This is a genomic window from Pseudonocardia aurantiaca (genome assembly GCF_039526725.1).
Taxonomy (GTDB): Bacteria; Actinomycetota; Actinomycetes; order Mycobacteriales; family Pseudonocardiaceae; genus Pseudonocardia; species Pseudonocardia aurantiaca.
This window is the reverse complement of sequence record NZ_BAAAJG010000008.1, coordinates 982,071-994,169: the sequence shown is the minus strand read 5'-3', so window position 1 is coordinate 994,169 and position 12,099 is coordinate 982,071. Positions and strand designations below refer to the sequence as shown.

Genomic DNA, 12,099 nt, shown 5'->3' with positions numbered 1-12,099 from the left:
TGACAAGTGTCAAGCCTGGTCCGGGGCGGGTAGGGTGCTGGCGTGATGGAGGCGCGGCGCACGAGCACCCCGCAGGACCGGGAGGTGCTGCAACGCGGGCTGGAGACGTTCGCCGAGCTGGGCTACGACCAGACCACGGTTCGCGAGCTGGCGCGGCGGCTCGGGGTGAGCCACAACTTCGTCAACGACCGCTACGGCTCCAAGCTGGCGTTCTGGCGGGCGGTGGTCGACTACGCGTGCGCGGAGTCCGGCCCACTCGCCGAGGAAGCCGACCAGGCGCGCGACGATGACGCCCTCCTCGCCGCCATCGTCCACCGCTTCTACCGGGCCGCGGTCCGGCATCCGCAGCTGCAGCGGCTGATCGCCGACGAGTCCGCCAGGGAGTCCGAGCGCATCGCCTACCTGTACGAGGCCTACATCGGGCCGACGCTCGCGACGGTGGCGCCCAGCGTCGCGCGCCTCGCTGCGGCCGGGCGACTGCCCGACGTGCCGCTGCATCTTCTCTACTTCGCCGTGATCGGCCCGATCTCGGGGATGATCCAGAACCCGCTCGCCCGCCGCCTCGGCCGTCCGGAGGCGCCCGCCGCCGCGGAGCTCGAAGCGTTCGCCGACGGCCTGGCCGGTCTCATAGTGGGCGGCCTGGTGCGCTCAGCCTGTGGTGAGGGTTAACTCGCCGTCGCTTACATCGGCCACCACCTGGCTCCCCGTCGCCAGATCGCCCGCGATGATCATGCGGGAGAGCTTGCGGTCCAGCTCGCGGGCGATCGTGCGCCGCAGCGGGCGCGCCCCCAGCTCCGGCTGGTGGCCCAGCTCCGCGAGTCGGTCGACCGCCGCGGGCGTGACGTGCAGGGTGATGCCCTGGGCGCGCAGCCGGTCGCCGGTCTCGGCGAGCAGCATCTCGGTGATCCGGCGCAGCTCGTCGCGGCCGAGGGCATGGAACAGGACGATGTCGTCGATCCGGTTGAGGAACTCCGGCCGGAAGTGGAGGCGCATCGCGGCGAGCACCTGGTCGCGCACCTCATCCACCGGACGCCCCGCCGCGGCGGCGGCGAGGAGGCGGTCGGCGCCGAGGTTGCTCGTCATGATCACGACGGTGTGAGTGAAGTCCACGGCGCGGCCGTGGGCGTCGGTCAGCCGGCCCGCGTCGAGCACCTGCAGGAGGGTGGACGTGACCTCCGGGTGTGCCTTCTCGATCTCGTCGAGCAACAGTACGGCGTACCGGTTGCGGCGTACCGCCTCGGTGAGCTGGCCCGCGTCCTCGTAGCCGACGTGCCCGGGTGGCGCCCCGACCAGCCGCATCGCGGTGGCGCGGTCGGCGTACTCGCTCATGTCGAAGCGCAGCAGCGCGTCGGTGGTGCCGAAGAGCGCCTCCGCGAGCGCGCGCGCCAGCTCGGTCTTGCCGACGCCGGTGGGCCCGAGGAAGAGGAACGAGCCGGTCGGGCGCCCGGGGTGCGCGAGCCCGGCCCGCCCGGCGCGCACCGCGTCGGCGACGGCCTCGACCGCGTCGTCCTGCCCGACGACACGGCGGTGCAGCAGCTCCTCCAGCTCCAGCAGCCGGTGCCGCTCGCCCGCGCTGAGCCGGGCGACCGGGATGCCGGTGCTCTGCGCGACGACCTGCCGGATGTCGTCGACGGTGATCTCCACGGCCGCGTCGTTGTCCGCGGCGCGGGCCGGTCCCGCTGTCGCCTCGGAGGCCTCGATCTCGCGGGTCAGTACGTGGGCGCGCTCGAAGTCCTCGGCGTCCACCGCGACATCACGGGCGCGGCGCAGCTGCTCCACGCGCTGTGCTGCCGCGGCGTCGGGGGTGTGCGCGGTGGCGCGGCCGGCCCGGATGCGGCCGGCCGCGCTCGCGCGGTCCAGCAGGTCGATGGCCTTGTCGGGCTGGAACCGGTCGGTGAGGTACCGGTCGGACAGCTCGACGGCTGCGACCACGGCTGCGTCGCTGATCCGCACCCTGTGGTGTTCCTCGTAGCGCTCGCGCAGGCCGCGCAGGATCGTGATCGTGACGGCCACGGTCGGCTCGGCGATGCGCACGGGTTCGAAGCGCCGCTCCAGCGCCGCGTCCTTCTCGACGTGCTTGCGGTACTCCTGCGCGGTCGTGGCCCCGATGAGCTGCAGGTCGCCGCGGGCGAGCGCGGGCTTGAGCATGGTGGCCGCGTCCATCGGCGCGCCCTCGGCGGACCCCGCGCCGACAACGGAATGCAGCTCGTCGATGAACAGCACGATCGACCGCTCCGCCGCCACCACCTCGTCGATCACGCCGGTGAGGCGCTGCTCGAAGTCGCCCCGGTAGCGGGTGCCCGCCACCATCCCGGCCAGGTCCAGCGCCACCACCCGGACGCCGAGCAGCGCCTCGGGCACGGTGCCGTCGGCGACCCGCTGCGCGATCCCCTCGGCGATCGCGGTCTTGCCCACGCCCGGGTCGCCGACCAGCACCGGGTTGTTCTTCGTGCGGCGCGCGAGCACCTCGAGGACCTGCTCCACCTCGGCGTCGCGGCCGATCACCGGGTCGAGCCTGCCCTCGGCCGCCGCAGCTGTGAGGTCGCGCCCGTAGCGGTCGAGCCGGGGTGTGCGCGTGCGGGCGCCGGACGGGGCCTGACCGGGGCGGGGCACCGCCTGGCCGAGCGTGGACTCCAGGTTGCCGATGAGCCGCTCGAACAGGTCGTCGAACGGGCCGGGCGTGGGGCGGTCCTGCGGCACGGGCACCTCCGGGGTACTGCATTCGATGGTAGGCGCGTGTGGCGCACGTCCGCTTTACGTCTCGTGCTGCACGAACGATAGTCGGATACCGGACGATCGTGATTCGATCGTCGGACACCGTCTGCGAAAGGGAGCCGATGACCGAGACCCGGTCCCTGCCGATCGTCGACCTGTCCCGCTTTCGCGACCCGGACGCCGACAGGGAGCAGTTCCTCGCCGACCTGCGGTACGCGGCGCACGAGGTCGGGTTCTTCTACGTCACCGGCCACGGCGTGTCGTCCGGGGTCACCGACGGGATCATGGCCGCCGCGCGCGAGTTCTTCGCGCTGCCGGTGGCGGACCGGCTGGAGATCGAGAACATCCACTCCCCGCAGTTCCGCGGCTACACACGCGTCGGCACGGAGCAGACGGCAGGGGCAGCCGACTGGCGGGAGCAGATCGACATCGGGCCGGAGCGGGTGCCGATCGACGCCGGCCCCGGCGACCCGGACTGGATGCGCCTGGTCGGCCCTAACCAGTGGCCCTCGGCGCGGCCCGGCCTGCGCGACGCGGTGCTGACCTGGCAGGACGAGGCGCTGCGGGTCAGCCGCGAGGTGCTCCGCGCGCTCGCCGCCGCGCTCGGGCAGGAGGAGAGCTACTTCGACGCCTGGTTCGACGAGGAGTCGTCGCTACACGTCAAGATCGTGCGGTACCCGGGCCGGAAGACGCCGGTGGACGACCAGGGTGTCGGCGTGCACAAGGACTACGGCTACCTCGCGCTCCTGCAGCAGGACGAGGTCGGGGGGCTGCAGGTGCAGGCGGGCGACGGCGGCTGGATCGACGCCACCCCGGTGCCGGGGAGCTTCGTGGTGAACATCGGCGAGATGCTGGAGATCGCCACCCAGGGCTACCTGACGGCGACGCGGCACCGGGTCGTGAGCCCGCCCGTCGGCGTGGACCGGTTCTCGATCCCGTTCTTCCTCGGCCCGCGCCTCGACGCCGTGGTGGAGCCGCTGCGGCTGCCGCCGTCGCTCGCGGCGGAGGCGAAGGGTGTGAGCGACGACCCCGACAACCCGCTCCACGCCGCGTTCGGGGAGAACGCCGTGGTCGGCTGGCTGCGCTCGCACCCGCGCGTGGCCGAGAAGTGGTGGGCGGACGTGCTGGCCCGGCGCGCGTGACGGCCGCTCCCGCCAGGTGGTCGTTCGCCACCAGGCAGCTGCACGCAGGGGCAGCGCCGGACCCGGCGACCGGGGCCAGAGCGGTGCCGGTCTACCAGACCACCTCATACACGTTCCCCGACGCCGCGCACGCCGCCGACGCGTTCGCGCTGCGTGACCTGACCGCACACGCCTACACGCGCCTGTCCAACCCGACCACCGCCGTGGCCGAGGAGCGGATCGCCGCGCTCGAAGGCGGCAGCGCCGCCGTCGCCGTGGGGAGCGGGCAGGCCGCCACCGCGCTCGCGCTGCTCAACCTCACGAAGGCGGGCGGCCACGTCGTGGCGTCCGCGGCTCTCTACGGCGGCACGCACACGCTGCTCGCCCACACCTTCGCCGACCTGGGCATCGGCGTCACCTTCGTCGACGACCCGGACGACCTCGCGGCCTGGCGCGCGGCCATCACGCCCCGGACGCGGGCGCTGTTCGGCGAGACCGTCGGCAACCCGCTGGGCAACGTGCTCGACATCGCGGGCGTCGCTGCGGTGGCGCACGAGGCCGGGCTGCCGCTCGTCGTCGACAACACCGTGCCGACCCCGTACCTGCTGCGCCCGCTGGAGCACGGCGCCGACGTGGTGGTGCACTCCACCACGAAGTTCCTCGCCGGGCACGGCACGGCGATCGGCGGGATCGTCGTGGACGGCGGCCGGTTCGACTTCGGCGCCGACCCGTCGCGCTGGCCCGGTCTCGTCGCTCCCGACCCCACCTACCAGGGGCTCTCGTTCTGGGACGCGTTCCACGCCGACGGTCTGGCGTTCTCGATGCGGCTGCGCACCCGGCTGCTGCGCGACCTCGGCCCCGCCGTCTCGCCGTTCAACAGCTTCCTGCTCCTGCAGGGCGTCGAAACGCTCGACCTGCGGCTCGCCCGGCACGTAGCCAACGCGACCGCGGTGGCTCGGTGGCTGGAGCGCCACCCCCGCGTCCTGCGGGTGCACTACCCGGGGCTGCCGTCGAGCCGGTGGCACGCGGCGGCGCAGCGCTACCTGCCCCTCGGCGCCGGGGCCGTGCTCGCGTTCGAGGTGGACGGCGGGCTCGGCGCCGGCCGGGCCGTCGTCGACGGCCTGCGGCTGTTCAGCCACCTCGCGAACATCGGCGACGTCCGCAGTCTCGCCATCCACCCCGCATCCACGACCCACGCGCAGCTCGACCCCGACCAGCAACGCGCCTCCGGGGTGAGCCCCGGGCTGGTGCGGCTGTCGGTCGGGATCGAAGGGATCGACGACCTGCTCGCCGATCTACGAGCGGCCCTCGGGCCGTCGTCGCCGGGTGGGCAGGACGCGAGAGGAGTGACGTGATCGAGGACTGGTTCACGGGGCGGAAGGGGCGGGTCCGGTACCGGCGCTGGACGCCGAACGGACGGCCGGCAGCGCAGCTCCTGTTGCTGCACGGGCTCGGTGAGCACGGCAGGCAGTACGCCCAGCTGGCCGAGACCGCGGCGGAGACGGGTGTCGAGACGTGGGTCCCCGACCAGGCCGGGCACGGCCGCAGCGACGGCGAGCGGGTGCTCGTGGAGCGGATCGACGATCTCGTGGCCGACGCGGAGACGCTGCTCCTGAAGGCGTCCGCCACGTCGCCGCGGGTGCCGATCGTGGTGGTCGGGCACTCGCTCGGTGCGACGGTCGCAGCGCTGCTCGTCGGGGAGATCCGGGTGGCCAGCGGCGTGGACCCGGCTGCCCACGTGGCCGGGCTGGTGCTCTCCGGCTCGTCGCTGCTGGGCGCCGGAGAGGGCCTCGCGGCACTGCTCGCCTCGGGGGTGGACCCGATGGCCCTGCGCAAGGACCCCAGCGAGCTGGTGCGTGACCCGGAGCAGGCCCAGCGCGTGCGGGACGACCCGCTCGTCTGGGACGGCGGGCTGCGCCCGCAGACCCTCGCGGCACTCACCGCGGCGGGCGCCCGCACCCGCGCGCTCGTGCGGGAGGGCGCCCTCGACCACCTGCCGGTGCTCCTCCTGCACGGCGCCGACGACGACATGGCCCCGGCCTCGGAGGCGCGGGAGGTCGCCGAGCGGCTCCCGCGGGCGCGGATCGTCGTGTACCCGGAGGACCGGCACAACGTGCTGCACGAGCTGGACCGCAAGGAGGTGCACGCGGAGCTGCTGCGCTTCGCGGCCCAGGTGTCGGGCGCCTGAACGGGGCCCGTCGCCGGCTCAGCAGGACAGCGTCCGGGCCAGCGGATCCCAGCCCTCCGGCAGAACCGGCGCCACCTGCACGGTGCTCGCCACGTCGACCGGCGTGCCGCGCTCGGCGGCCTCGATCGTGGCGAGCATGGTGTCCAGCACGTGGAACGCCAGCTCGCCGGAGGCTCGTTCGGGCCGCCCGGCGCGGACGGCGCGGGCGAGCTCCAGCACGCCGGTGCCGCGCGTGCTGGGGGCCGCGGCCGCCTCGATCGTGTCGACCTCGCCGTCGAGGTGGTGCAGCAGCACGTCACCGGTGAACGTGTTCGGGTCGGGCACCACGAGCGTGCCATCCGCACCGGTCACCTCGAACTGCCTGCGCCGCAGGCCCGAGTCGAAGCTGAACACGGCCACCGCGCTCGTTCCGGCCGCGAGCTCGTAGATCGCGCTCACCTGCGTCGGCACGGTCACCTCGAACCGCTGGCCCGCGCGGGGGCCCGTGCCGACCGTCCGGACCGGTCTCGCCTGCGAGCTGACGGCCAGCACCCGCGCGACCGGCCCGAGCAGCTGCACGAGCGTCGTGAGGTAGTAGGGGCCGATGTCGAGCAGCGGGCCCGCGCCGTCCTGGAACAGGAAGTCGGGGTTGGGGTGCCAGGACTCGGGGCCCGGGCTCTGCATGAGGGTCAGCACGCTCTGCGGCGCGCCGATCGCACCCGACTCCAGGAGCCGGCGGGCCGTCTGGATGCCCGGTCCGAGGAACGTGTCCGGTGCCGCCGCCACCCGCACCGCCGCGGCACGGGCCGCTTCCAGCAGCTCACGGCCGCTCTTGCGGTCCAGCGCGATCGGCTTCTCGTTCCAGACGTGCTTCCCCGCGGCCACCGCGCGCAGCGCGACGTCCACGTGCGCGGCCGGGACCGTCAGGTTGACGACGATCTCGACCCCGTCGTCGGCGAGCAGCGCTCCGACCGGTCCACCGGCGGGGATGCCGAACTCGGCGGCCCGCTCGCGCGCCCGCTCCTCGTCGAGGTCGGCGACGAAGCGGACGTCGAGATCGGGGAAACTCGTGAGGTTGCGCAGGTACTGGGTGCTGATCACCCCGGCGCCGACCACCCCGACGCCCACCGGGCCGCTGGTCACGCGAGCCCCTCGGCGGTCAGCCACGCCCGGCTGTCGGCGATCGCCTCGAACCGGTCGCCGCGCGTGTCGTCCAGCTCGATGACGCGCAGCGCGTGCGGGGCGGCCGCGATGATCTCGCGGATCGGCAGGCGGCCCCGGCCGACGGCCACCTGGTCCTGCGGGTCGGCGGTCGCCGGCCCGTCCTTCACGTGGATGGCGGCCACCCGGTCGCCCAGCCGCCGCAGCAGCGCCACCGGGTCCTGCCCGCCCACCGCCGCCCAGTACACGTCGACCTGCAGCGCGACCCCGTCGGCGAGCCGTGCGGCGAGCACCTCCAGCGCCGTGGTTCCGTCGAGGACGATCTCCAGCTCCTGGGCGTGGTTGTGGTAGCCGACGCGCACGCCGTGCTTCGCGGCGAGCTCGGCGGCCGCGTTGAGGTCCGCGGCGATCGCCTCGACGTCCGCCGCCGACCCCCAGCGCGAGCGGTCGACGCGCGGGTCGATCACCAGCCCCACCCCCAGCCCGGCGGCCGCGGCGAACACGGCCTCGGCGTCGTCCTCGCCGACGAAGTGCTGATGGGCGGTGGGGGCGGAGAGCCCGCTGGCGGCGAGCGCCGAGCCGAGCGCGGCGCCGTACCGGGTGAGGGCGTACGGCTCGACATGGGTGAACCCGAGGGCGGCGAGCCGGTCGAGCGTTCTCGGCAGGTCCTCCGTGAGCGCCTCACGGACGGTGTAGAGCTGCACAGACAGGGCTGCGGTCACATGCCGGAACATCACCACCTGGCGGGCGGCACGGCAAGCGCTGTCCCACCCTTCTGGACATGCGAGCTGCTTGACTAACTCTGCAATGGTTTGCAGAGTTGACGCATGATCCGAGGGGTGAGCCGATGGCGGTGACCATCCACGAGGTGGCCAGAGGCGCCGAGGTTTCGGTGTCGACCGTCTCCCGGGCGTTCACGGTGCCCGAGATGGTGCACCCCGAGACTCGGCGCAGGGTTCTGCAGGTGGCGGGGGAGCTGGGCTACCAGCCCAACCGCGCCGCCCGCGGTCTCGTCACCGGGCGCACCGGCAACATCGGGGTGGTCGTCCCCGACGTCGCCAACCCGTTCTTCTCCGCGGTGCTGAAGGGGTGCGCCGCGCGGGCCAGGGAGGCGCGCCACGTCGTCTTCCTCGCCGACGCCGCCGAGGATCCTCGGGTCGAGGCGGAGGTCGTCGGCGCGATGGCCAAGCAGGTGGACGGCATCGTGCTGTGCTCGCCGCGGGAGGACCTGGCGCAGCTGGAACGGCTCGCCGGCATCGCGCCCCTGGTGCTGCTCAACCGCGATGTCGAGGGCGTGCCCTCGGTGCTGATGGACAGCGCCGACGGCGTCCGGCAGGCCGTGGAGCACCTCGGGGCGCTCGGGCACCGGCGCGTCGCGCACCTTGCTGGGCCGGCCACGTCCTGGGCGGGCAAGGAGCGGCTGCGCGGGCTGCGCGCCGCCGCGCCCGCCAACGACGTGGAGGCGGTGGAGCTGGGTCCGTTCCCGCCGACGTTCCAGGGCGGCGTGCAGGCCGCCGACCTCGCGCTGGCCCGCGGCGTCACGGCCGTGCTCGCGTTCAACGACCTCATGGCGCTCGGCGTGCTGAGCAGGCTCGCCGCCCGCGGCGTCGCCGTGCCGCGGGACATGAGTGTGGTCGGCTTCGACGACATCGAGATGTCGGGCATGACGCCCGAGCCGCTCACCACCGTGCGGATGCCGATGGAGGCGGCCGGGCGGGCCGCCGTGGACATGCTGCTCGACGAGCAGACGACGGAGAGCGAGCTGCAGCGGTGGCTGCCGACCCAGTTGATCGTCCGCTCGACGACCACGCCGCCCGCGGAGGTGCGGTGATGGACAGACCTTCCCGCGGAGGCGGGTTCTCCGAACGACTGAGCTTGGCTTCGCTGGCGCAGGTCGACCCCGAGCGGCGCCCGCGGGTCGACCCCCGCTCGCTCGGCGTCGGCATCGTCCACCTCGGGATCGGCGCCTTCCACCGCGCCCACCAGGCCGTCTTCACCGAGGACGCCGTGGCCGCCGCCGGGGGCGACTGGGGGATCTGCGGTGTCACCCAGCGCAGCCGCGACGTGCTGGAACAGCTCGGCCCGCAGGACGGGCTGTACTCCGTGCTGGAACATGGAGGTTCTGACACCGGCACTGACACCGGCCTGCGGGTCGTCGGCGCGGTGCGCGACCTGCTCTTCGCCGAGGAGGAGGGCGAGCGCCTGACCGCATCGATCGCGGCGCCGGCCACCCGGATCGTCACACTCACCGTCACGGAGAAGGGCTACCGCCACGATCCGGCCACCGGCCGGCTGCGGCTCGCCGATCCCGGTGTGGCCGCCGACCTGGCGGGAAGAGCACCACGCACGGTCGTCGGGCAGCTCGTGCGCGGGCTGCAGGCCCGCCGCTCCGCCGACGCAGGCCCGATCACGCTCCTGTCCTGCGACAACCTCCCGGCCAACGGCGCCGTGCTCCGCGACCTGGTGGCCGACTTCTGCGCCGCCCTCCCGACAGCCGAGGGCGAGCAGCTCGCCGAGTGGATCGCGGAGTCGGTGCGCTTCCCGTCCTCGATGGTGGACCGGATCGTCCCCGCCACCACCGACGACGACCGCGTCGAGGCGGCGAAGCTGCTCGGGCTCGACGACCGGGGGGTCGTGGTCACCGAGCCGTTCCGCCAGTGGGTGGTGGAGGACGACTTCGCGGCCGGGCGCCCGGCCTGGGACGCGGTGGGGGTCGTGCTCACCGCCGACGTGGCGCCGTACGAAGCGATGAAGCTGCGCCTGCTCAACGGAAGCCACTCCACGCTCGCCTACCTCGGCGCGCTGGCCGGCCACGCGCACGTTGCCGACGCCATGCGCGACGAGGGCATCGCCGCCGTGGTTGCGCACCTGATGGCCGACGATGTCGCTCCCACGCTCGCGGTGCCCGACTGCTTCGACGTGGCCGCCTACCAGCGGGAGCTGCTCGACCGGTTCCGTAACACCGCGCTCCGCCACCGCACGGTCCAGATCGCGATGGACGGCACGCAGAAGCTCCCGCAGCGCCTGCTCGGCACCATCGCCGACCGGCTCGCGGCAGGCGCCCGCCCGCGGCTCGCGTGCCTCGGCGTCGCGGCCTGGATGCGGTACGTCTCCACCGCGCAGGCGGAGGACGGCAGCCCCCTCCCCGTGGACGACCCGCTGGCCGGCCGCCTCGGCGAGCTGACGGCGGCAGCGGACACCCCCGCCGCCGTGGCGGACGCCCTGCTGTCGCTCCAGGAGGTGTTCGGCCCGGAGCTTCCCGCCGACCCGGTGTTCCGCGAGCTGGTCGTCGACGGCCTCGAGCGCCTGACCGCGGAAGGGGTGGCCGCGGCCACCAGGGATGCAATCCGTTGACGCGTCCCGTCAGCCCGCCGGACCGCCCCGCCTCGCCGAGCACGCCGACTGCGGCGGCGAGATCGAGCACACGCTCGGGTGCAGGCGGCGTCCGGGCCCGACTCACGCTCCCCGCGGCGCGTAGGCCTCCCGCGGGATAGTGACGGTGAGGTCGACCGCCGTCTCGATCGCTTCGTCGATCCGCAGCTGGCCCTCGGCCACGAGCTGGGCGAGGAACCCGCTGTCGACGCGCCGGGCCACGTCGTGGCGCGCGGGGATCGAGGCGAAGGCCCGGGTGTCGTCCACGAACCCCGCCGTGTTGTAGAAGCCCGCGGTCTCGGTCACGGCCTCCCGGAAGCGCCGCATCGCCAGCGGGCTGTCCAGGAACCACCACGGCACACCCAGCCGCATGGCCGGGTACGCGCCCGCCAGCGGCGCCAGCTCGCGCGAGTACGTCGTCTCGTCCACGGTGAAGACGACACAGCGGAACCCGGGGTCGGTGCCGAACGCGGTGAGCATCGGCCGCAGACCGCGCACGAAGTCGACGGGCTGCGGGATGTCGAAGCCCTTGTCCGGGCCGAAGCGCTCGTGCACCGCGGGGTCGTGGTTGCGCAGGACCCCCGGATGGATTTGCATGACGAGCCCGTCGTCGCGGCTCATGCGGGCCATCTCGAACAGCATGTGGGCGGCGAACGCCTCCGCCTCGGCCGGCGTGACGGCGCCCGAGAGCGCGGCGGCGTAGATGCGCTCGGCGTCTACCCGCTCCAGCGGTGTGGTGTCGGCGGTGAGGTGCCCGTGGTCGGTGGCCCGCGCGCCGAGCCGCACGAAGTGCTCCCGGCGCTGCCGCAGGGCGTCGAGGAAGCCCGCGTAGCCGCTGACGTCCCGCCCGGCGACCGCGCCGAGCTCCTCGACGTCCTGCTTCCACGTCGGCCGGGCCAGGTGGACGAGGGCGTCCGGGCGGAACGTCGGCACCACCACGCCGCCCCAGCCGGACGCGGCGATGAGCGCGTGGTCGTCGAGGGCGCTCGCCGGCGCGTCGGTCGTGGCGAGGATCTCCAGGCCGAACGAGTCGAAGAGCGCCCGCGGCCGGAAATCCGGACGGCCGATGCAGTCGAGGATCTGGTCGTAGATCGCGTCGGCCGTCTCGGCGGAGGGCTGTACCCGCACCCCGAAGACATCGTGCAGCTCCTGCTCCAGCCAGAACCGCGACGGCGTCCCCCGGAACAGGTGCCAGCCCGAGCAGAACAGGCGCCAGATCGTGCGCCCGTCCCGCTCGACGGGGCCGCCGTCGCGCCGGGGCACGCCCAGGTCCTCCAGGCGGGCGCCCTGGGAGACCAGCATGCGGGTGACGTAGTGGTCGGGCACGACCAGCAGCTGCGCGGGGTCGGGGAACGGCTCGTCGTGCGCGAGCACCGACGCCTCGACGTGCCCGTGCATGCTGATCAGCGGCAGGTCGCGGACGGCGGCGAAGATCTCGCGCGCGATCGCCCGCACGGTGGGTTCGGTGGGCAGGATGCGGTCGTCGTCGAGCTCGAGGGGGCGCGAAGGCGATCCAGGCTCAGGTGATCCAGGCACGGGTGATCCAGGCACGGGCGATCCAGT

The 12,099-nt window shown here is 73.9% G+C and carries 10 protein-coding genes; 6 read left to right on the top strand and 4 right to left on the bottom strand.

Annotated elements, in window-relative coordinates; all coding sequences use genetic code 11:
- Nucleotides 1–45 precede the first annotated feature (45 nt).
- Nucleotides 46–669: a TetR/AcrR family transcriptional regulator gene (locus ABD143_RS14670; RefSeq protein WP_343977451.1), complete on the top strand. Its 624-nt coding sequence runs from the start codon at nucleotides 46–48 to the stop codon at nucleotides 667–669.
- Here the strand turns inward: ABD143_RS14670 and ABD143_RS14665 are convergent.
- Complete coding sequence (locus ABD143_RS14665; RefSeq protein ID WP_343977177.1) at nucleotides 649–2,700, bottom strand: ATP-dependent Clp protease ATP-binding subunit; 2,052 nt, start codon at nucleotides 2,698–2,700, stop codon at nucleotides 649–651. The two genes, ABD143_RS14670 and ABD143_RS14665, sit on opposite strands and share 21 nt — an antisense overlap.
- A 137-nt stretch (nucleotides 2,701–2,837) precedes the next feature.
- Between ABD143_RS14665 and ABD143_RS14660 the strand changes: the two genes are divergently transcribed.
- The 3 genes from ABD143_RS14660 to ABD143_RS14650 are packed head-to-tail and all read left to right on the top strand — an operon-like array spanning nucleotide 2,838 to nucleotide 6,024.
- Nucleotides 2,838–3,857, top strand: coding sequence for an isopenicillin N synthase family dioxygenase (locus tag ABD143_RS14660; protein ID WP_343977174.1), 1,020 nt, complete (start codon nucleotides 2,838–2,840; stop codon nucleotides 3,855–3,857).
- A complete protein-coding gene (locus tag ABD143_RS14655) occupies nucleotides 3,854–5,191 on the top strand; it encodes an O-acetylhomoserine aminocarboxypropyltransferase/cysteine synthase family protein (protein WP_343977171.1) in 1,338 nt (445 codons plus the stop codon). Before ABD143_RS14660 ends, ABD143_RS14655 begins: the two co-directional genes overlap by 4 nt.
- Nucleotides 5,188–6,024, top strand: a complete 837-nt coding sequence (locus ABD143_RS14650; protein ID WP_343977168.1) for an alpha/beta fold hydrolase — start codon at nucleotides 5,188–5,190, stop codon at nucleotides 6,022–6,024. Before ABD143_RS14655 ends, ABD143_RS14650 begins: the two co-directional genes overlap by 4 nt.
- A gap of 18 nt (nucleotides 6,025–6,042) precedes the next feature.
- Here the strand turns inward: ABD143_RS14650 and ABD143_RS14645 are convergent, their stop codons facing one another.
- Together ABD143_RS14645 and ABD143_RS14640 are read right to left on the bottom strand one after the other, a co-directional pair.
- Nucleotides 6,043–7,146 (bottom strand): Gfo/Idh/MocA family protein, encoded by a 1,104-nt coding sequence (locus ABD143_RS14645; protein WP_343977165.1) that lies wholly within the window; start codon nucleotides 7,144–7,146, stop codon nucleotides 6,043–6,045.
- Nucleotides 7,143–7,886, bottom strand: a complete 744-nt coding sequence (locus ABD143_RS14640; protein WP_343977163.1) for a sugar phosphate isomerase/epimerase family protein — start codon at nucleotides 7,884–7,886, stop codon at nucleotides 7,143–7,145. The genes ABD143_RS14645 and ABD143_RS14640 overlap by 4 nt, the downstream gene beginning before the upstream one ends.
- Nucleotides 7,887–8,011: 125 nt before the next feature.
- On the opposite strand from ABD143_RS14640, the gene ABD143_RS14635 reads away from it, so the two are divergent.
- Both ABD143_RS14635 and ABD143_RS14630 read left to right on the top strand, forming a co-directional pair.
- Nucleotides 8,012–8,995: a LacI family DNA-binding transcriptional regulator gene (locus ABD143_RS14635; RefSeq protein ID WP_343977160.1), complete on the top strand. Its 984-nt coding sequence runs from the start codon at nucleotides 8,012–8,014 to the stop codon at nucleotides 8,993–8,995.
- The gene (locus ABD143_RS14630) at nucleotides 8,995–10,518 is read left to right on the top strand and encodes a mannitol dehydrogenase family protein (protein WP_343977158.1); all 1,524 of its coding nucleotides are present in this window, start codon (nucleotides 8,995–8,997) and stop codon (nucleotides 10,516–10,518) included. Before ABD143_RS14635 ends, ABD143_RS14630 begins: the two co-directional genes overlap by 1 nt.
- Before the next feature lie 102 nt (nucleotides 10,519–10,620).
- Here the strand turns inward: ABD143_RS14630 and uxaC are convergent, their stop codons facing one another.
- On the bottom strand, nucleotides 10,621–12,072 hold the full coding sequence (gene uxaC, locus ABD143_RS14625; protein WP_343977156.1) for a glucuronate isomerase: 1,452 nt from the start codon (nucleotides 12,070–12,072) through the stop codon (nucleotides 10,621–10,623).
- Between the last annotated feature and the right edge of the window lie 27 nt (nucleotides 12,073–12,099).